This is a genomic window from Geotalea daltonii FRC-32, from assembly GCF_000022265.1.
Taxonomy (GTDB): domain Bacteria; phylum Desulfobacterota; class Desulfuromonadia; order Geobacterales; family Geobacteraceae; genus Geotalea; species Geotalea daltonii.
Window position 1 is genome coordinate 1,624,692 of the sequence record NC_011979.1, and the last position, 18,623, is coordinate 1,643,314.

The following is an 18,623-nucleotide window of genomic DNA, read 5'->3' on the forward strand; positions in this document are numbered from 1 at the left end:
AAAACATGTAGATGAATAGGGACACCATCGTCATCACCTGCGGCAGGGTGCTCCAGATGGTCATTACCCTTGTTTCCGTGCGAGTTTTCACTTCTGTGCTCTCAGTTCACGAAGTGGGGAATATTTACTTGATCAACTCATTGTTCGGGTTCTTCGGCTTGGCTCTGATCAACCCGGTCGGGATGTATCTTAACCGCAAGATGCACCGCTGGGCAGAGAAAAAACTCGTCCTGAATCGATTTGCCATATTCAATTTCTTCCTTCTGTTACTGGCGATTCTTTCCAGCATCATCGTTTTTTTGGTTCATCGCATTGGGCATGTGGGAGGTTCGATTTCCCTGCCGGTACTGATGCTTTTCCTGATGTTGAGTATTTACTTTACCGCCTGGAACCAGACCATCATTCCGACGTTGAACCTTCTCAACCACCGGCTGAGCTTCGTGGTATTCACCCTTCTGACCCTGATATCCGGGCTTGGGATGGCTGTTCTGCTGGTTAATTTCTGGGCTGCAACTGCAGTCTCTTGGTTAAGCGGTCAGTTGATTGCCCAAGCGCTCTTTGCCCTTATCGCACTCTATCATCTGCGCAAGGTCGTTGGAGGTACGGTAGACCGGTCAGAAATGGGACAGGTCATTAAGCGGGAGAATCTCGTCCATGTGCTGAGTTTTGTGTTTCCTTTAGGGATCACCACCTTTTTTATGTGGCTGCAGAACCAGTCTTATCGGATCGTTATCGAAAAGACTGCAGGTGCCGAGTTCCTGGGGCTACTCGGTCTGGGGATAGGGGTTGCTTCCAGCATTGCTGCAGCATTTGAATCGCTTGTTCAGCAGTTGTATCTGCCGCTGTTCTATAGTGAAATAAGCACCTATGACCAAGAGCGTCGAACACAGGCCTTCAACAGGATGGTTCAGCTGACATTGCCGGTCTATCTCTCCATGACCGTGCTGGTGTCTTGTCTCGCGCCTTTCCTGGTGAATCTGCTGGCACACGAGAAATTCAGCACGGCTTTTCAATTTGTGATTTTCGGTGCCTGGATGGAGCTGTTTCGGGTATCGACAAATGTTTTCGGTTTGGTTGCCCAGTCGGAAATGCAGACACGATACCTCGTCAAGGCATATTTGACGGGAGGGGTGATTGCTGTCGGCGGTGTTTATGTCGCAGCAACCCATCAATATTTCCAGCAGACGGTGCCTTTGATTCTGGTGGCAAGCGGCCTCATCACGACGATTGTCATGTATGCCCAAATGAAAAAACTTATGAGGATAAAACTTGGGATCAGAAACGTAGTGAAATCCCTGCTTGTGTCATTACCCTTTCTCCTGGCGATACTTTTTTACAACCAGCCGAGAACGATGCTCTCGTCTCTTGCTATCCTTGCCGTATCCGGTCTGTATTTCTTGTTGACGCAGTACTTGATCTGCCGGCCTCTGCTGGCCCAGGCACAGAAGGCACAAGAAGATACGGTATCGCTAAGGGCAGGAAAGGCGTTCTGATTAATGCTCAGGATTAAGCTGACAACTGCTTCTCCCGAATGGCCCCTTTTGAGACAAACGCCACTGGCCAGGGGCATTTGGGGAGAGTGCCAGTTCATACTAAACCAGGAGGTTGATGAATGTGATTTCTGGGTGGTCTGTGAAGGCCTCCTGGAGCCTGAGAAAACCGTCTGTCCTCCGGAGAACCTCATATTGATAACGGCTGAGCCGCCTCCGGTAAAGCGGTACAGCCAAAGGTTCGTCGATCAGTTTTCGACGGTGGTGACCTGCCATCGGAAGCTCAAGCACTCCCATGTTATTCATAGCCAGCAGGCTTTGCCGTGGATGGTCGGGGGAAATTATAGTCGGGAGAGCAAAAGATGGGAAAGTTTCAGCAAGGATTACGATGAGCTGTCAAATCTGGGCGAATACAAAAAGGAACGGCTTTTGGCGGTCATACTGGCCAGAAAGACATTTACCTCGGGGCACAGGAAGAGATTGGCATTTGTCGAAAGACTCAAATCCCACTTCGGGGATCAGTTGGATATCTATGGCGTTGGAATCAGGGAAATCGCTGACAAATGGGATGGCATTGCCCCCTACAAATACTACCTGGCCATTGAGAACTGTTCTTATGAGGATTACTGGACGGAAAAATTGTCCGATGCATATCTTGCCGGAGCGTACCCTTTTTACTATGGCTGTCCCAATATTGAAGATTATTTTCCCATCGATGCGTTTACCCGTATCGATCCGGACAACATGGACAGCTCCATAGCCATCATTGAAAAGCAGATAGAGCATGGTCGCTATGAACAGAGCATTAATGCCATCCAGTCGTGCAGGGACCTCGTCCTGAACAAGTACAATCTGTTTCCGATGGTGGCTGAACTGTGCAGGAAACAATATATGGAACAAGGGATCAAACAGAAATCCACTGTTAATCTCCAGCCTGAGCCGAACTCCTACCTTCGGAGGAAGGTGAACAAAATAAGGAATATCCTGAATCTGTGACAGGAGTCTACCGGCCCACTGGGACCATGGCACCCCCCATTGACGCTGTTTAGTGTTGTTGCTGCTCATGAACGAAGCATGGAGTGAAGGTGAATAGCTAGCATGGCCATACCGTTAAAAGCAAAATTGGCAAAGATGAACCTCCTGCGGTGGATGTACGGGTTATACAAATTTCTCACCGGCTATGTCCGTTTTATCCGTGACTTTTTTTCTTTCCGCAGACAGGTGAAGAATGGCGAACGCTTCACTCTGCGATGGAATGACCGCTATCCTTGTCTTGATGACCGGACCGCCACTACCGGTTTTGATCGTCACTATATTTTCCATCCAGCCTGGGCTGCACGCATACTGGCCCGGACAAGGCCAGAGTTCCATGTGGACATATCGTCATCGCTCCATTTTTGCTCTTTGGTTTCCGCTTTTCTCCCGGTACGGTTCTATGACTATCGCCCGGCGGATCTGCATCTCAGCAATCTGACTTCTGAATCGGCCGATTTGTTGGCCTTGCCTTTCGGCAAAGACACAGTACTCTCACTTTCCTGCATGCACGTGATCGAGCATGTCGGCCTTGGTCGCTACGGTGACTCCCTTGATCCCGAAGGGGATCTGAAGGCAATCGCAGAGCTTAAGCGCGTTCTTGCTCCAGGAGGGGATCTTTTAATCGTTGTGCCGGTGGGGAATCCCCGCATCTTGTTCAATGCCCACAGGATTTATTCCTATGAACAGATAACAGGGTATTTTTCCCCTCTGTCATTGCAGGAATTTACCCTCATCTCCGATGACCCGGCGACCGGGCTGATTTTTAATGCGTTGCCGGAGCAGGTCGCAGAGCAACGATATGGGTGTGGTTGCTTTTGGTTCAAAAGGGAACCCTGATGCGCATTTTTTACGCGGCTGATAACACGCTCAATAGCTTTTTCCAGTCCAACCTGTGGAGGAACAACCTCTACCTGTCTCTGGTCGATCTGGGCCATGACGTGGTAGAGTTTCGCTACGATCTGAGGGAAACCTTTGAAAATCTTGACCTTGATGATCCCTGGCAACGGGCCTTTATCAACAGGAACAGACCGAAAGTAAGTGCTGAACTGCTGCGCCAGATAAAGGCTGCACACGCAGAAAAGCCAGTGGATCTCTTTTTCAGTTACTTCTATGATGCCTGTGTACTCCCTGAGACAATTGACAAGATAAAGGAAACAGGAATAAAGACAGTCAACTGGTATTGCAATGGCGCTCACCAATTGCACAGGGTGCGGGAAATTTCTCCCCGCTATGACTCATGCCTCGTCCCGGAAAAGTTCCGCCTGAAGGACTATCGCAGCATGGGAGCCAATCCCCTTTACTGCCAGGAGGCGGCCAACCCGAACATCTACAAGCCTTACGATCTGCCACAGGAGTTTGACGTTACCTTTGTCGGCCAGGCATATGGTGAACGCCCCGCTTACATTCGATATCTTTTTGATCAGGGATTGGATGTGCGAGTATGGGGATATGGCTGGAAGAGTTCTGCCAGTGGCGAGACTAAAGCATCTTCCGGTATTTACACCAGGATTTCCCGCGCAACCGGAAAACTTTTCTCCCAGGAGGGGCGTAGCGTCCTTCGTCGCAACCTGTTACGTGCCCTACATCTTCAGTCTGAGGTGGTTCTGCCGGAAAAAATACTGGGAGAACCTCTTTCGGATCTGGAGATGATCAAGATGTACAGTCGCTCCAAGATAAACATCGGTTTTTCTGCCTGTGGCGATACCCATCAAAGCGGCGAACGAATTGTACAAGTACGGTTGCGCGACTTCGAGGTTCCAATGAGTGGCGGCTTCTACATGGTTGAGTACATGGAGGAACTGGAGGAATTTTTCACTATTGGTAAAGAAATTGTTTGCTATACGGGGCCGGAAGACTTGGCAGAAAAAATCAGGTATTATCTGTCCCACGACAGTGAGCGTGAAGCGATTCGCAAAGCTGGATACGAACGATGCCTGCGCGACCATACCTGGCAGAAACGGTTGAGTAATGCTTTCCAGCAGCTGAATCTGCCGACAATCGGCACTCAGGTCTGAGACCATGGCTCAGGGTCCATTCTTCTCCATAGTTATACCGACCTATAATCGTGCAGAGAAGCTGCGGCGTGCCTTGGACTCGATTGCACAACAGACCTTCAAAAACAGCGAGTTAATCGTTTGCGATGATGGTTCATTTGACGACACTGCGGAAGTCGTTGAGAGTTTTTCGCAGAAAATTAATATCAACTATCTCTGGAACGAAAATTCGGGGGGGCCGGCCAGGCCCAGAAACAACGGGCTGAGGCATGCCCGTGGTGAATGGGTATGTTTCCTGGATGCGGACGATTGGTGGTATCCGGAAAAACTGCAACAGGTCTCCACATTAGTACAGGATGCCGACGTCATTTACCACCATACGAACATCTACGCTCCCCATGGTAAGAAGCTGCGCCTGATGAACGTGAGGCAACTGAAGCCACCTGTTTTTGTGGATCTGATGACCAAGGGCAGTGCTTTGATAACCTCCAGCGTCTGTGTGAGAAAGAGCATCCTCGACCAGGCAGGCGGATTTTCAGAAGAGGCGGCCCTTACCGCCATAGAAGACTTTGACCTCTGGTTGAGGATCGCCCGGATCACCGACAGATTTGTGCGGATCAACAAATGCCTAGGTGCATACTGGGTCGATGATGAGAATATTTCCACTTACTCTGATAGAGCTATCACGAGAGAGAAGGAACTGCACGCCCGGTACCAGGGCTACCTCCGTCCGGCAGAAAGGTTGGAGTCGGAACGGTTGCTGTCCTATAAAATCGGCTTGGCGAAGAAGCATATGGGGCTGTATAGGGAGAGTGCGTCCTATTTTCGGGAATCCTTGAAATCGGGATGCACCAAACGAAAACTCTACTCCCTGTTGCAACTGGCTCTGCTGTATGCAAGAAAATAATGTATTTCTGCGAGTGACTGTGCCTGCTATTGTTTCCGTGATAATTCCTGCCCATAACTGCGAGAAATACGTGGCCGAGGCGATCGACAGCGTTCTTGCCCAGACCTATCCGGCAGTGGAATGCATCGTTGTCGACGATGGATCAACGGACCGCACCGCAGAAGTTGTGAAGAGTTACGGGGAGCGCGTTCGCTATGTCTACCAGGATAATGCCGAACGGTCGGCGGCGCGAAATAACGGCTTGAGGTGTGCGACCGGCGAATATGTCTCCTTTCTTGATGCTGACGATTACCTGGCACCGGAAAAAATCTTCCAACAGGTGGCCCTACTGGGGGCCGACAGCCGATTGGAGATAGTATATTCGCGGGTGTGCTACTTCCGGGATGACAAGGAACGCAGATTCTATGATGTCCGGCGTCCCGCCCCAATCGGCGACATACTGGAGACGTTAATCTACAGCAATTTCATAACCGTTCATGCCCCGCTCATACGTGCAAAGGCTGTAGCCGATGCCGGCGGATTCAATCCGCGACGGAATCGCTATGAGGACTGGGAATTCTTTCTCCGCCTTGCTGCGCGCGGTGCAAGATTCGGCTTCATTGACAGTTGCCATGCCTTTGTCCGGATGCATGCCGAAAATACCGTGCATGATCGACTGCGGATGTTCGAGGCCAAGTTGCAGGTGGCGGAAGAGTTTGTCCGGGACCATAACCATGAACTGCAGGCGCGAGGGATAAATCCTGACGGAGTAGCGGCATTTCACCGGGCAGACTATGGCAGGCTGCTCATCCTCAATGGGCATCCGGACGAGGGTCGCGAGATGATCCGGGATGCTTGCCGTTGCAGCGACTTCCCCCATCGGCATAAGTTCTTGCTGTTTGCTTTCGCCGGCGGCATATGCGGTTCCCGCTTTATGGCAGGATTGCAGGTTTTAGTGGACCGTGTTTACAAGTACCGCAAGGGGACTGCAGTATTCGACGGGAAAAAAGGCAGGCGCGATGATTAATCTGCATCAGGCGGTGTTGCCATGAAAATCGTCTTCCTGGCCCCCTTCGGTATCCGCCCCAAGGGCACGCTCATTGCCCGCATGGTGCCGTTGGCTGCTGAATTGCAGCTTCTTGGTCATGAAGTGGTTATCATTGCTCCGCCGTATACAAATCCGGAAGACTCGGGAAAAACGGAGACGGTGCGCGGGGTTCGGCTCCATAACATTGCCCTTGGCCCGAGGAACAAAATCATGGCCGCTCCCATCCTGGCTTGGAGGATGTTCCGTGCCGCGCTGGCTGAAAAGCCTGCCATTATCCATCTCTTCAAGCCGAAGGGGTATGGCGGGCTGGCTGCCATGCTCCACCTTGTTCTGCAAAAGGCAGGACTGCGTCTTCCTCCCGTATTTGTCGACACCGATGACTGGGAGGGCTCGGGAGGGATGAATGAGCTGCATGCCTATTCATCCTTGGAAAAAAAGTTCTACTGCTTTCAGGAACAGTGGTTGATAAGGCTGGCTGTGGGGGTGACTGTGGCCAGCCGTGCTCTGCAGGCCATGGTGGTGCCCTTTGCCGGCGAAGGCAGGAAGGTATTGTATCTTCCCAACTGCGTTTCTGCTGCACCCGGCGGAGATGGCGAGTCCTTGCGCCAACGGTTGGATATGGGCACAGAGGTACCTGTTCTGCTCCTCTACACCCGTTTCTTCGAGTTCAGCCAGGAGAAGCTGTACTGGCTCTTCAGCGAAATTAAGCGGCGTGTACCGGGTGTCCGTTTTGCCGTCGTCGGCAAAGGGCGCAAAGGTGAGGAAACGGCACTTGTCGAGGCTGCTGCGGCAAAAGGTTTTGCCGATTCCCTGGTTATGCCGGGATGGGTGGAGCCTGGGGAAATCCTCCATTACCTGGCAGCAGCGGACGTGGCCATCTATCCCTTTGCCGATACCCTGGTTAACCGTTGCAAATGCCCGGCAAAATTAACGGAACTCCTTGTCGCTGGGCTACCGGTGGTTGCAGACAGGGTTGGCCAGGTGGTTGAATATATGAACCCGCAGCTCGATCATTTGTTATGCGACCCGGAGGATTGGCCGGCGATGGTGGAACGGGTTGTGACACTACTCAATGACCCGCTCCAGAGACGCGTGCAAGGGGATCTGGGTCGCCGGTACATCCTGCAGAATTTCAACTGGCGTTCATGGGCATTGCAATTGAGCCGTTACTACGAGGAGTGCATTTAAAAAATGAATTCACGAAAAAAAGACCTGCTGGTGTTGGGCGCCCTGCTGGTGCTCCTTATTCTCTTCTTCTCCAAGATCCTTTTTACGGACAAGATTATCCGGGCGCCGGACATCATGAATGAATTTTACTGGGGTGTGGAGTGGGTCAAGAAGGGGGACTTCTGGAGCTTGTTCAACGTCGACTTGCATGCGGCCTGGGATAAATTCGTCAACGGCGGCACTACCGACGAGGGGGGGGGAGTTTCCAACCAGTTTCTCATATACCGGTCCCTGATCCTTTATCTCTTTCCTGCACCTTCCTGTGTTGCTTGGTTTATCGTTTTCCAGCTTTTCTTCGGCGCAGCAGGAACTTATTGCTATTGTCGTCTGATCGGCGTCGGCAGGCTTGGGTCATTCCTCGGAGGGCTTATCTTTGCCGTTGCCCCTGAGAATGCATCCCTCATCAATGCCGGTCATGTAATGAAGATTGCCACCATCTCATTTGCCCCCTGGGCATTTTATTTTTTCGAGAAGGGATTTCTCAGTCGGCGGGTCTTTTTCTTTCTTGCCACTGCTGTTGTTCTGGCGCTTCAGTTTTTCAACACCCACTGGCAGGTTGCCTATTACACGTGCCTCGGTATTGGCATATACGGCATTATCCGCTCCATTGGCATCTTGGTTCATGAGAGCCAGGATGGAAAGCGGGACATGGCAAGGCTCTTGGGGCTGAACCTTGTGACCATGCTGTTCTTTCTGTCAACGGTTGCCATTTCTCTGGTTCCGTTGTCCAACTGGGCCAAGGACACCAATCGTGGCGTTCACAGTGGTGCGAATCAGGGGAAGGGGGGACTTGATCGGGAGGAAGCCATGTCCTGGTCGATGCCACCGGAAGAAGTTACCGCTTTCGTCATTCCGGGAGCTTTTGGCATTTCCCGCCAGGAGGCCGGTGCGAATCCCGCCAATATTTCTGCTTATTACTGGGGACGGATGGTCTTCACCCAGACTCTTACCTACATGGGATTGCTGCCGTGGTTGTTGCTGCCGCTGCCGCTGTTGTTCAGGAGGGATAAGTATACTTGGCTGGCCCTGTGTGCCATTGTCGGTGGCATCCTTTTTTCCATGGGGAAATACACCCCGGTCTACCAGATTCTTTATGACTATTTTCCAGGCATAGACCGGTTCCGGGTGCCGAAGATGATGATGTTTCTGCCGGTCTTCGGCCTTGGTGTCATTGCGGCCCGTGGGATGGATTGCATCCTTGACCGGGATGTGCGAGATAGCCGCATCTTCAAGCGATACGCCATGGGAGTGCTGGCGGTGCCCGTGGTTCTTCTTGTTCTGCTGGTTGTTGAGACCTTGGGTAAAGAATACTGGATCTCAACATTCCATGAAATGTTGGCCCAGCCGACCCGCTATGAGAGCGGAGCTGATCTGATTGTCCGGCGCTGGCGGAATCTGGTCAACGAAACAGCCATAGCAGCCATGCTTGCGGGTCTTTCGGCTGCAGTCATATGTCTTGCAGCCTTCGGGAAAAACAGCATGCGGTATGTTCCCATCCTGCTGGTCGCCCTTTACCTGGCAGACGTGGGGCGCATTGACAACAAGTTCATGTTCCTGGTCAATGTTCCGGAAAAGGTCAAGGGGGCTAAGACTCCAGCTATTGAATATCTGATAAAAGCAAACAAGGGAAATCGCGTTCTGCCCATGGACGGCTCTGATCCAATGCAGTATGTGGCCAATAAAATACCGGTCATGTTCACTTCCAACCCGGTGCAAAAAAAGCGCTGGCAGGATTTTCTCGAAGTTTTTTCCCTGGGTTCGCCCCTGCCGGATTTGATGAATGTGCAGTATCTTATCCTTAGTCAAGAACAATATCTGCAGGAAAAAAATCAGTTGAGTGCAAAGTACCTGCCGGTCTATGAGTCACCGGACGGTTCCCAGGTTGTATTGGAAAACCGCCAAGTATTTCCCAAGGGGTGGCTTGTTTCGTCTGTGCTGACGCTACCTGATCCCCAGCAGCGTTTGATGGTGCTGAATAATCCATCCGTGGATTTGCGCACCGTGGCTATTGTTGAATCCCCTCCGCCTGTTTCTCTGGCTGGCCCGGTGCCGGCAGATGGACCGGTCGGAGAGGTAAATGTCACTGGTAACTCAGGAGAAGAGCTTACAGTGATCAGTCATGTGACCCGCAACTCATTGCTCGTTCTGGGCGAAAAGTATGATAAAGGCTGGAAAGCTACGGTCGACGGCAAAGAAACTGAAATCTATCCGGTTAATCATGTGCTGCGGGGCATTTACCTGACGCCGGGCAAACATACCGTGGAGATGCGTTTTGATCCGCTTCCGTTCAAGATCGGCAAGTATCTGACACTTGCTTCGTTTGCCTTTTTCATCCTTATGCTGGCCAGAGAGCTTTTTTTGCAGCAGAAAGGACCGCATCGAGGTTTGCAGCAATGACCCTCTTGCCCCGTCGATGGACCATTTCTTTACGGCCTGAAGTGACAAACCATATGGGCATCGATGAATATCTATAACTGTAACCTGTGCCGCTAAAGGACCTTGGAGTGGATGAAATAACCATCGATGAGCTCCGCGGCGACGGTCTGAAAATAGCCCAACCATTGAACGGCTATCGTTTTTCCCTTGACCCCATACTGCTCAGCAACTTTGCCCGTCTGAGGGAAGGGGGCAGGATTGCCGATTTGGGGACAGGCTGTGGCATTATTCCATTGCTGTTGGCAAAGCAGAATAAAAGCGCCACCATTGTCGGTATTGACTTCCAGGAACACATGGCTGCGCTGGCACGACATAATGTAATCCTCAATGGCTATGATGACAGGGTTTCCATCCTTACAGAAGATATAGCCAGCTTGAAGGGACATTTTCCCGTATCATCCTTCGACCTGGTAGTGTCAAATCCCCCCTACCGCAAGCCTGGTACTGGTCGTGTAAGCCCTAAAGCAGGGAGGGACAAAGCACGGCATGAAACTACCGCAACTCTTGCCGATTTCATGTCCATGGCCAAATATCTGGTCAAGCCAGCTGGCAGAATTTGCTTCATTTATCATGTATCCCGATTGGTAGAGCTTTTTGCCGAGGCTGTTGCCCTGAAACTTGCTCCGCTTCGCTTGCGAATGATCCATGACAATGCCCTGTCAGAGGCCGGAATGTTCATGGTCGAACTCGCCAAAGGACGAGGGGGAGATATGATCATAGATCCTCCGCTGCTGGTTCGCGATGCACATGGTGGTTACAGTCCTGAAATGAGTATGCTGCTGGGAATCCAGCCTGTCGGGGATAACCGGCAAAAGCAGGGGAAGGGAGGGGTGAATGCTGAATGGTAAAAAAATTGCGGTAGTGCTTCCTGCCTATAATGCGGCGAAGACACTGGAGATGACCTACCGGGAGATTCCCTCTGAATTTGTCGATGAGGTGGTACTCGTCGATGACGCCAGCCGTGATGATACTGCCGAAGTTGCGCGCCGCCTTGGAATCAGGACCATTGTCCACGAAAACAACAGGGGGTACGGCGGAAATCAGAAGACCTGTTACAGAACGGCGCTTGAACTGGGTGCTGATATCGTGATCATGCTCCACCCGGACTATCAATATACTCCCCGGCTGATTACGGCCATGGCTGCCATGATCGCCTACGGCGAATTCGATGCTGTGCTCGCTTCGCGCATTCTTGGCGTCGGCGCACTCAAAGGTGGAATGCCCCTTTACAAATACGTCGCCAATCGTTTTCTAACCTTCTTTGAAAACCTGATGCTGGGTCACAAGCTTTCCGAATACCACACCGGTTATAGGGCTTTTTCCCGCGAAGTTCTGGAAAGGCTTCCCCTGCATGCAAACTCGGAGGATTTCGTCTTCGACAACCAGATGCTGGCCCAAATCGTCTGGTTTGGTTACCGCATCGGCGAGGTCAGTTGCCCCACCAAATATTTCGAAGAGGCATCATCCATAAACTTTCGCCGTAGCGTTGTATATGGCTTGGGTGTTTTGAAGACAGCCCTGCAGTTCAGATTGGCAAAGGTCGGGCTATGCAGGGTCCGGATCTTTAACATTTAAAGGGAAGGATTATCACTGTGCTTCAGTTACGGATGAGATTTGCCGTCTCGGACAAGGAATTTAATGCTGTGGTTTCTTGTGGGTTGCGGTTTTAGTTTCTTTTCAGATGGGTGCCCATGAGTCTTGAAATGACTTCCCTCAGTTCGGGATCTGAGATAACCGCCGCATTCTCTTCGATCTTTTGCCGTTCTTCAAGCGTCAGGATTCTACACTGTCTTGGGACCGGTGATTCATGGGGATTAGACAAGGGGGCGCTGCCCGCTTTGAGGTAGATTTCCTTCACCATCTCATCACCGATATTTTTATTGAGCCTGGCAATGATCTCTTCTTTAAGATAGGTCAACTGCTGCATCCATGGGGCATTGTCAACGGATATGGTCAGCGTGCCATCGCGGAATGCTGCCGGTCTGGCGCGGGCGGCTATCTGTTCTCCGACCGATCTCTCCCAGACCAGCCAGATTTTACCCTCCTTCAGGCGCTTGCCGGCGGGCTTATCCTGAAAGATTTCTGCAAGCAGATCGGCGATTGCTGCCGGACGCTTCATCCTTGGACGTTTGTCAGTCAATGGTTTTCCTTCTGCGAATTCTTCCGCCGATTATCTGACCCACGATGGCGCTGCCAAGTGTAAAGGGAATGAATTTCCAGCTGAGGCCCGATTTTATCCTCAGATAGATAATGATGGGGATGGAAATGTGAACGTAGAAATACCAGCCGAAGGTGAACTTCTCGTAATTCTGCCGCAAGTAGCCGAAGGGCACGTTGATGAGCAGGGCAAAGGCCAGCAGACCGCCGAATGTCAAAATGAGATGCATTCTTTACCTCACCCCGGTATACTATGGATTTCGATAATCTTTGTCAACGTGCTTGACAGCTATTGAAAAACTATTGTGATACCGGCAGGAATGCAGGGTTTTGCTGGTTTCGGGATTCAGTTTGATGAAAGGATTGGATTATGGTTCAGGACGGTGATTATGTCGCGGTTTTCAACTCCATTCATCGAGTCATGAAAGCCGAAAAGATATTGAAGCAGAGGAAGATGGCCATTCTGCTGATTCCTGTGCCAAGGGCGCTACAGTCCGATTGCGGACTGGCAATCAGATACCAATCGGCTCTGCGCCAAGAGGTCGAAGCAGTTCTTTCCGAAGAAGGGCTCCTTCCGGCAGAGCTGTATGCGAAGCAAAAGGGTCAGTTTGTCAGAGTGCTGGAGTAACATCATTGACGGTGGAGGTTCTGGATTGAAAACGATTGATTGCAGGAATATGGCGTGTCCTCAGCCGGTTGTGACGGTAAAGCGGGCGTTGGAAGAAAGCCCGGGCGAGTCGCTGACAGTGCTTGTGGATGGCGGCGCCCCTCGGGAAAACGTCTCGCGCTTTGCAGCGAACAGGGGGCTTATGGTGGCGGAAGCCCCTGTTGAAGGTGGATATTCCCTCGTTTTATCTGGCAATGGGATTTTCCCGGAGGTGGGTAAGACGAATGCTCCGGTGGGAGAGGGTAAATCAATAATGCTGGTGGGTTCCGACCGTCTTGGAGATGGGCCTGAGGAGTTGGGACGACTCCTGATGAAAAATTTCATGATTACGCTGCTTGATGTGACAGAACTTCCCGACAGGATCTTTTTCATTAATACCGGTGTTCTTTTGACCACTGCGGGTTCCGAGATCGTCGAGGTCCTGGAAAAGTTGGAAAATCAGGGCTGCGAAGTGTTTTCCTGCGGCGTATGCCTCGATTTTTTCCACTGCAAGGACAAGCTGGTTGCCGGTTCAGTGACCAATATGTTTACCATTGCCGAAAGCATGCTGAAGGCTCGATCGGTAATCCGCCTGTGAATTATCCAGATGGTAATGCAGTTTAAATTTATCTTGACAAAAAGCTGGACATTCCTCTAAAGTTACCCCTTTACAAGTGGCAAAGTGCGCTTTTTCGTCAGCTGTTTTGAAATGCTACCTAACTAACTGAATTTGCGACAGAGTTTTCATGTTTGATACCCTTTCCGATAAACTAGAATCGGTCTTTAAAAAACTGCGCGGTCAGGGAGTCATGACCGAAGACAATGTCAAGGAAGCCTTGCGTGAAGTGCGTCTGGCCTTACTTGAGGCAGATGTCAACTTCAAGGTCGTAAAGGATTTTATCGAGCGGGTCCGGGAAAAGGCCGTCGGCACACTTGTTCTGCAGAGCCTTTCTCCCGGCCAGCAGGTGGTCAAGATAGTCCATGATGAGTTAGTCGCTCTAATGGGTGGTGGCGAGGACAACAGCCTCGATCTGGCTGCCAAACCGCCGGTATCGATCATGATGGTCGGCCTTCAGGGTGCAGGAAAAACTACCAGCTGCGGAAAGCTGGCCAAGTTGCTGAAGTCCCAGCGCAGGAAGCCGCTTCTGGTCCCAGCTGACATTTATCGTCCGGCGGCAATCGAGCAGCTGAAAATCCTGGGCAGGCAGCTGTCCATTGAGGTATTCGACTCGCAGGCTGACCAGAAGCCGGTTGATATCTGCAGCAAGGCGCTGAAATACGCCCAACTTTCCGGCTTCGATACGGTCATTTTCGACACTGCCGGTCGTCATCAGATCGATGATTATCTGATGGACGAGCTTGTGCAGATCCGCGAGGCTGCAGAGCCCCGCGAAATCCTCTTCGTTGCCGATGCCATGACCGGCCAGGAAGCTGTCAACGTGGCGGCCGGTTTTGATGAGCGATTGGGCATAACCGGCGTAGTATTGACCAAGCTGGATGGTGATGCAAAGGGTGGAGCAGCCCTTTCCATCAAGGCTGTCACCGGCAAGCCGGTCAAATTCGTCGGCCTCGGGGAGAAGCTGGATGCCCTTGAGGTGTTCCATGCCGACCGCCTTGTGTCGCGCATTCTCGGTATGGGGGATGTGCTGACCCTGATCGAAAAGGCCCAGTCTACCTTCGATACAAAGGAGGCCGAGCGTCTCCAGAAAAAGCTCAAGAAGAGCAATTTCGACCTGGATGACTTCAAGGCTCAACTGCAGCAGCTGAAAAAGATGGGTTCTCTGGAATCTATCATGGGGATGATCCCAGGCATGGGCAAAATGATGAAGCAGATGCAGGGTGCCCAGCCGAGCGAGAAGGAGCTGAAGCGCATCGAGGCCATCATCGATTCCATGACCCGCCAGGAACGGGCGAACCATCAGATGATAAACGGCAGCCGCAGGCTGCGCATTGCAAAGGGAAGTGGCACATCTGTGCAAGAGGTAAACCAGCTGCTCAAGCGCTTCACCGAGGCGCAGAAGGTGGTCAAGCAGTTGCAGAAGCTGGGTCCGAAAGGTCTTATGAAAGGCATGGGCAAAGGGATGTTCCCCTTTTAACTAGATATAAAACAAGTTGCGGCGCAGGCCGTGATAATACCAGGAGGAAAAGATGGCAACAAAAATCAGGCTGGCACGGGCCGGCGCAAAGAAGAAACCATTCTATCAGGTTGTGGTTGCAGACGAGCGCTGCAAAAGGGATGGTCGTTTTATCGAGAATGTCGGTACCTATGACCCCAATCAGAATCCTGCCGTTTTCAAACTGGAAGAGGGAAAGACTCTTGAATGGCTTGGCAAGGGCGCACAGCCTACCGATACCGTAAAGCAGATCCTTAAAAAGGCCGGTATCTGGGAAAAGTTCGTCTCGAAGCTTGCTTAATACTGTTTTCCCTCCGGTACGCCGGACATTTTAACTCACAGAGGACAGCGACATGAAAGAGCTCGTAGAAACCATCGCTAAAGCACTTGTTGATGACCCCAGTCAGGTAAGAGCAACCGAGGAGATGGAAGAAGAGACTACCGTTATAAAGCTGACCGTGGCCAAGGAAGACATGGGCAGGATTATCGGTAAGGAGGGACGCACGGCGAAGGCCATTCGCACCCTGCTCAATGCCGTTTCGACAAAGGATAACAAGAAGGCGGTCCTCAAGATAGTAGAGTGATGTCCAGCGGTAACCAAACATTTCTGATCGGCAAAGTCTCGGCAACCCATGGGGTCAGGGGGCAGTTACGAATAACTTCCTTCTCCGGCGACATGGACAGCTTCATGGCCTTGCGATCGGTTATGATCAAAAAACCTGGTGGAGGGATGGAAACCCTTGCCGTTGCCGAAGCAAAGGCACATGGCAAAAAGATCATCCTCAGTCTCAAGGGCTACACCGATATAAACGATGTGCTTCACCTGGTGGGGCGTGAAATATACGTCCTGCGTGACCAGTTGCCGTTACTCTCCGACGGTGAGTATTACTGGTGCGATTTGTTGGGGCTGCAGGTAATGACCGAGGACGGAGATATCCTCGGTGAACTGGTGGATATCATCAGTACCGGCAGCAATGATGTCTATGTGGTTCATGGCGGCGGGGACAAGGAAATACTAATTCCCGCCCTTGACGACGTTGTGCTTGATGTTGATACTGTTGCCGGGCGTATGACAGTCAGCCTCCCGGAGGGGCTGCTCGATCTATGAAATTTGATGTACTGACCCTGTTTCCGGGCATGTTCGAAGGGCCGCTTACCGAAAGTATCCTGAAACGTGCCAGAGAAAAAGGCCTGATAGATGTGGCTCTCCATAATATCCGTGACTTCGCCTTTGACCGGCATAGTGTTACGGACGATTACCCCTATGGCGGTGGCGCCGGTATGGTCATGAAGGTTGAGCCGCTCGCTGCATGCGTTGAGCACGCTCAGGCTGGCAGTCCCGAAGCGCGTGTCATCCTTACCACCCCCCACGGTCGGCCCTTCAGTCATGCAGTTGCCGCGGAACTGGCACGGGAAGAAGCGCTGATCATCATCTGCGGCCGGTATGAAGGGGTGGATGAGCGGGTGCGGGAACTTTTCGTTGACGACGAGATTTCCCTTGGCGATTTTGTGCTGACTGGCGGCGAGATGGCTGCCATGGTAATTATTGATGCGGTCTCGCGCCTGGTACCTGGTGTGTTGGGGAGCGAGGAATCTGCCATCAATGATTCCTTTGCCGATGGCCTCCTGGAGTACCCCCAGTACACACGACCCTCTGAGTTCAGAGGACTGGAGGTGCCCAAGGTGCTTTTGTCCGGCAATCATCAGGAGATAGAAATGTGGCGCCGGCACAAATCACTGGAAGCAACCGCCTTGTTACGCCCCGATCTGCTGCAGAGCGCAAAGTTGACCAATGGGGACCGGAAATATCTTGAGAAATCGTCCAAGGATGCCCGGTAGTGGAGGCATACAGCCCGACAGCTCCTAACGTTAGCATAGCCCTGCTCCACTACCCGGTCTATAACAAGAACCATGATGTGGTGGCGACGGCCGTAACTAATCTGGACCTGCACGATATTGCCCGTTCCGCCAGGACCTTCGGTCTTTACCGATATTTTGTCATTACGCCGGTGGCAGAACAGCGCAGCCTGTCGGAGCGGATCAGAGCTCACTGGCTGGAAGGTTACGGAGCTGCCTATAATCCGAAGCGAAAGGCGGCCCTTGAACTCATAGAAGTAATCGATTCCCTGCAGACGGCCCTTGCCCAGTTGGAAAAGAAGTTCGGCAAGCCGGTAAAGGTTATCGTTACCGGTGCCCAGGGACGTGACAACAGCATTGATTGTTCCCGGCTTGCCCAACTCCTGCAGAACCGGGGTCAGCCCTATCTGTTGTTGTTTGGTACCGGCTGGGGCATGACGGAAGAGGTTTTCGGACAGGCCGATTACGTGCTTGGTCCCATCAAGGGGCCTGGAGATTACAATCACCTTGCAGTTCGCTCAGCGGCGGCGATTATTCTGGATAGATTGTTCGGCAACAGATGAGCAAATGTTGCCAAGGATGAAATAAATACGTCTGCAGTTATACTGTTACGATATACAGCACTTGTTGCATAGATAAGGGAGGAAGAAAAAAATGAACAAGATTGATGCCATTGAAATGGAACAGATGAAGAAGAACATTCCGGGATTCAGACCTGGTGATACGGTGAAGGTGCAGGTCAAGATCGTCGAGGGTGACAAGAGCCGTATCCAGGCCTTTCAGGGTGTGGTCATAGGTCGTCAGAACGGCGGTATCCGCGAGTCTTTCACTGTGCGTAAGATCTCCAACGGCGTCGGCGTTGAGAGAAGCTTTCCACTGCACTCGCCGTCCATCGATGCCATAGAGGTGATCACCCGTGGCCAGGTTCGCCGCGCCAAGCTTTACTACCTGCGCAAGCTGCGGGGCAAGGCTTCCAGGATCAAGGAAAAGAAATACGTGGCTGGAATGTAAACCTCAAAGCCCCGGCAGCCACTGCCGGGGCTTTTTTACTTTCAACATCATGCTATCTCAGGGTTTACCATGTCCAGTCTCGACTTGTTCCACTACGAAAAACCTACTCTGCTGGAATTCGATTCAATGGTTCGCTGTCAGGGCTATGCCAGCCTGGCCGGTGTTGACGAGGCGGGGCGCGGTCCCCTTGCCGGCCCTGTGGTGGCGGCGGCGGTTATTCTTCCCGCCGGGATCGGCCTGTCTGAAGTGGATGATTCGAAAAAACTCACTTCCGGCAAAAGGGATGAACTCTTTGAAGTCATTATGGCCAATGCTCTGGCTGTGGGTGTTGGTTTAAGTGATGCGGGAGTCATTGATCGGATCAATATCCTCCAGGCAACTCTTGCCGCAATGAAGGAAGCCTTAAGCCTCCTTTTCATCAAGCCTGATTATGTCCTCGTTGACGGCATTTCGAAGATTCCCGTCACCATTCCACAAAAGACCATCAAAAAAGGGGACGGCACCAGTCTTTCCATTGCCGCCGCTTCCATCGTCGCCAAAGTCCATCGTGATCGGCTGATGGTTTCTTATGATGCGGAGTTTCCCCAGTACGGTTTTGCCGCCCATAAGGGTTATGGCTGTGTAGACCACCTTAAAGCCATTGCAGAGTATGGCCCCTGTCCGATTCACCGCATGACCTTCAGCGGCGTCAAGGAACATGTAAAAAACTGTGAGGGGTGAGG

The 18,623-nt window shown here is 51.8% G+C and carries 22 protein-coding genes; 20 read left to right on the forward strand and 2 right to left on the reverse strand.

Features of this window, described 5'->3' with window-relative positions:
• Positions 1 to 128 precede the first annotated feature (128 nt).
• The 10 genes from GEOB_RS07325 to GEOB_RS07370 all read left to right on the forward strand — a co-directional run bounded on the left by GEOB_RS07325 (position 129) and on the right by GEOB_RS07370 (position 11,691).
• Positions 129 to 1,493 (forward strand): oligosaccharide flippase family protein, encoded by a 1,365-nt coding sequence (locus GEOB_RS07325; protein ID WP_154650467.1) that lies wholly within the window; start codon positions 129 to 131, stop codon positions 1,491 to 1,493.
• 3 nt (positions 1,494 to 1,496) lie between these two features.
• Entirely contained in the window at positions 1,497 to 2,486 is a 990-nt protein-coding gene (locus GEOB_RS19265) for a glycosyltransferase family 10 domain-containing protein (RefSeq protein WP_012646561.1), read from the forward strand.
• A 102-nt stretch (positions 2,487 to 2,588) separates the two neighbouring features.
• The gene (locus GEOB_RS07335) at positions 2,589 to 3,362 is read left to right on the forward strand and encodes a DUF268 domain-containing protein (RefSeq protein WP_012646562.1); all 774 of its coding nucleotides are present in this window, start codon (positions 2,589 to 2,591) and stop codon (positions 3,360 to 3,362) included.
• On the forward strand, positions 3,362 to 4,540 hold the full coding sequence (locus tag GEOB_RS07340; RefSeq protein WP_012646563.1) for a CgeB family protein: 1,179 nt from the start codon (positions 3,362 to 3,364) through the stop codon (positions 4,538 to 4,540). Before GEOB_RS07335 ends, GEOB_RS07340 begins: the two co-directional genes overlap by 1 nt.
• A gap of 4 nt (positions 4,541 to 4,544) precedes the next feature.
• Positions 4,545 to 5,426 (forward strand): glycosyltransferase family 2 protein, encoded by an 882-nt coding sequence (locus GEOB_RS07345; protein WP_012646564.1) that lies wholly within the window; start codon positions 4,545 to 4,547, stop codon positions 5,424 to 5,426.
• A 19-nt stretch (positions 5,427 to 5,445) separates the two neighbouring features.
• Complete coding sequence (locus tag GEOB_RS19270; RefSeq protein WP_230199031.1) at positions 5,446 to 6,432, forward strand: glycosyltransferase family 2 protein; 987 nt, start codon at positions 5,446 to 5,448, stop codon at positions 6,430 to 6,432.
• A 21-nt stretch (positions 6,433 to 6,453) separates the two neighbouring features.
• The gene (locus GEOB_RS07355) at positions 6,454 to 7,641 is read left to right on the forward strand and encodes a glycosyltransferase family 4 protein (protein ID WP_012646566.1); all 1,188 of its coding nucleotides are present in this window, start codon (positions 6,454 to 6,456) and stop codon (positions 7,639 to 7,641) included.
• A 3-nt stretch (positions 7,642 to 7,644) separates the two neighbouring features.
• The gene (locus tag GEOB_RS07360; RefSeq protein ID WP_012646567.1) at positions 7,645 to 10,077 is read left to right on the forward strand and encodes an FUSC family protein; all 2,433 of its coding nucleotides are present in this window, start codon (positions 7,645 to 7,647) and stop codon (positions 10,075 to 10,077) included.
• Positions 10,078 to 10,184: 107 nt separating this feature from the next.
• Entirely contained in the window at positions 10,185 to 10,964 is a 780-nt protein-coding gene (locus GEOB_RS07365) for a tRNA1(Val) (adenine(37)-N6)-methyltransferase (protein WP_012646568.1), read from the forward strand.
• Positions 10,951 to 11,691, forward strand: coding sequence for a glycosyltransferase family 2 protein (locus GEOB_RS07370; protein WP_012646569.1), 741 nt, complete (start codon positions 10,951 to 10,953; stop codon positions 11,689 to 11,691). The genes GEOB_RS07365 and GEOB_RS07370 overlap by 14 nt, the downstream gene beginning before the upstream one ends.
• 91 nt (positions 11,692 to 11,782) lie before the next feature.
• On the opposite strand, the gene GEOB_RS07375 is transcribed toward GEOB_RS07370, so the two are convergent.
• The gene (locus GEOB_RS07375) at positions 11,783 to 12,256 is read right to left on the reverse strand and encodes a DUF721 domain-containing protein (RefSeq protein ID WP_012646570.1); all 474 of its coding nucleotides are present in this window, start codon (positions 12,254 to 12,256) and stop codon (positions 11,783 to 11,785) included.
• Positions 12,249 to 12,503, reverse strand: a complete 255-nt coding sequence (locus GEOB_RS07380; protein WP_012646571.1) for a hypothetical protein — start codon at positions 12,501 to 12,503, stop codon at positions 12,249 to 12,251. Before GEOB_RS07380 ends, GEOB_RS07375 begins: the two co-directional genes overlap by 8 nt.
• 140 nt (positions 12,504 to 12,643) lie before the next feature.
• On the opposite strand from GEOB_RS07380, the gene GEOB_RS07385 reads away from it, so the two are divergent.
• From GEOB_RS07385 to GEOB_RS07430, 10 genes are all read left to right on the forward strand, one after another.
• A complete protein-coding gene (locus GEOB_RS07385; RefSeq protein WP_012646572.1) occupies positions 12,644 to 12,901 on the forward strand; it encodes a DUF3343 domain-containing protein in 258 nt (85 codons plus the stop codon).
• 25 nt (positions 12,902 to 12,926) lie between these two features.
• The gene (gene yedF, locus GEOB_RS07390; RefSeq protein WP_012646573.1) at positions 12,927 to 13,517 is read left to right on the forward strand and encodes a sulfurtransferase-like selenium metabolism protein YedF; all 591 of its coding nucleotides are present in this window, start codon (positions 12,927 to 12,929) and stop codon (positions 13,515 to 13,517) included.
• 148 nt (positions 13,518 to 13,665) lie between these two features.
• Entirely contained in the window at positions 13,666 to 15,015 is a 1,350-nt protein-coding gene (ffh, locus tag GEOB_RS07395; RefSeq protein WP_012646574.1) for a signal recognition particle protein, read from the forward strand.
• A gap of 52 nt (positions 15,016 to 15,067) precedes the next feature.
• Positions 15,068 to 15,334 (forward strand): 30S ribosomal protein S16, encoded by a 267-nt coding sequence (rpsP, locus tag GEOB_RS07400; RefSeq protein ID WP_012646575.1) that lies wholly within the window; start codon positions 15,068 to 15,070, stop codon positions 15,332 to 15,334.
• 52 nt (positions 15,335 to 15,386) lie between these two features.
• Positions 15,387 to 15,617 carry a KH domain-containing protein gene (locus GEOB_RS07405; protein ID WP_012646576.1) on the forward strand — a complete coding sequence of 77 codons (231 nt, stop codon included), beginning with the start codon at positions 15,387 to 15,389 and terminating at the stop codon, positions 15,615 to 15,617.
• Complete coding sequence (gene rimM, locus GEOB_RS07410) at positions 15,617 to 16,141, forward strand: ribosome maturation factor RimM (protein WP_012646577.1); 525 nt, start codon at positions 15,617 to 15,619, stop codon at positions 16,139 to 16,141. The genes GEOB_RS07405 and rimM overlap by 1 nt, the downstream gene beginning before the upstream one ends.
• Positions 16,138 to 16,872, forward strand: coding sequence for a tRNA (guanosine(37)-N1)-methyltransferase TrmD (gene trmD, locus GEOB_RS07415; protein WP_012646578.1), 735 nt, complete (start codon positions 16,138 to 16,140; stop codon positions 16,870 to 16,872). Before rimM ends, trmD begins: the two co-directional genes overlap by 4 nt.
• Positions 16,872 to 17,453: an RNA methyltransferase gene (locus GEOB_RS07420; RefSeq protein ID WP_012646579.1), complete on the forward strand. Its 582-nt coding sequence runs from the start codon at positions 16,872 to 16,874 to the stop codon at positions 17,451 to 17,453. Before trmD ends, GEOB_RS07420 begins: the two co-directional genes overlap by 1 nt.
• Before the next feature lie 91 nt (positions 17,454 to 17,544).
• Positions 17,545 to 17,901: a 50S ribosomal protein L19 gene (gene rplS / locus GEOB_RS07425; RefSeq protein ID WP_012646580.1), complete on the forward strand. Its 357-nt coding sequence runs from the start codon at positions 17,545 to 17,547 to the stop codon at positions 17,899 to 17,901.
• Between the two features lie 69 nt (positions 17,902 to 17,970).
• Positions 17,971 to 18,621 carry a ribonuclease HII gene (locus GEOB_RS07430; protein ID WP_012646581.1) on the forward strand — a complete coding sequence of 217 codons (651 nt, stop codon included), beginning with the start codon at positions 17,971 to 17,973 and terminating at the stop codon, positions 18,619 to 18,621.
• Positions 18,622 to 18,623: the final 2 nt, after the last annotated feature.

Excerpts from the sequence above, each read along its gene's own strand:
- GEOB_RS07380 (WP_012646571.1), bottom strand. The coding sequence starts at position 12,503 with ATGCATCTCATTTTGACATTCGGCGGTCTGCTGGCCTTTGCCCTGCTC.
- ffh (WP_012646574.1), top strand. The coding sequence starts at position 13,666 with ATGTTTGATACCCTTTCCGATAAACTAGAATCGGTCTTTAAAAAACTG.
- trmD (WP_012646578.1), top strand. The coding sequence starts at position 16,138 with ATGAAATTTGATGTACTGACCCTGTTTCCGGGCATGTTCGAAGGGCCG.
- rplS (WP_012646580.1), top strand. The coding sequence starts at position 17,545 with ATGAACAAGATTGATGCCATTGAAATGGAACAGATGAAGAAGAACATT.
- GEOB_RS19265 (WP_012646561.1), top strand. The coding sequence starts at position 1,497 with ATGCTCAGGATTAAGCTGACAACTGCTTCTCCCGAATGGCCCCTTTTG.
- GEOB_RS07345 (WP_012646564.1), top strand. The coding sequence starts at position 4,545 with ATGGCTCAGGGTCCATTCTTCTCCATAGTTATACCGACCTATAATCGT.
- GEOB_RS07385 (WP_012646572.1), top strand. The coding sequence starts at position 12,644 with ATGGTTCAGGACGGTGATTATGTCGCGGTTTTCAACTCCATTCATCGA.
- GEOB_RS07340 (WP_012646563.1), top strand. The coding sequence starts at position 3,362 with ATGCGCATTTTTTACGCGGCTGATAACACGCTCAATAGCTTTTTCCAG.
- GEOB_RS07335 (WP_012646562.1), top strand. The coding sequence starts at position 2,589 with ATGGCCATACCGTTAAAAGCAAAATTGGCAAAGATGAACCTCCTGCGG.
- GEOB_RS07405 (WP_012646576.1), top strand. The coding sequence starts at position 15,387 with ATGAAAGAGCTCGTAGAAACCATCGCTAAAGCACTTGTTGATGACCCC.
- GEOB_RS07370 (WP_012646569.1), top strand. The coding sequence starts at position 10,951 with ATGCTGAATGGTAAAAAAATTGCGGTAGTGCTTCCTGCCTATAATGCG.
- GEOB_RS07360 (WP_012646567.1), top strand. The coding sequence starts at position 7,645 with ATGAATTCACGAAAAAAAGACCTGCTGGTGTTGGGCGCCCTGCTGGTG.
- GEOB_RS07355 (WP_012646566.1), top strand. The coding sequence starts at position 6,454 with ATGAAAATCGTCTTCCTGGCCCCCTTCGGTATCCGCCCCAAGGGCACG.
- GEOB_RS07430 (WP_012646581.1), top strand. The coding sequence starts at position 17,971 with ATGTCCAGTCTCGACTTGTTCCACTACGAAAAACCTACTCTGCTGGAA.
- rimM (WP_012646577.1), top strand. The coding sequence starts at position 15,617 with ATGTCCAGCGGTAACCAAACATTTCTGATCGGCAAAGTCTCGGCAACC.
- rpsP (WP_012646575.1), top strand. The coding sequence starts at position 15,068 with ATGGCAACAAAAATCAGGCTGGCACGGGCCGGCGCAAAGAAGAAACCA.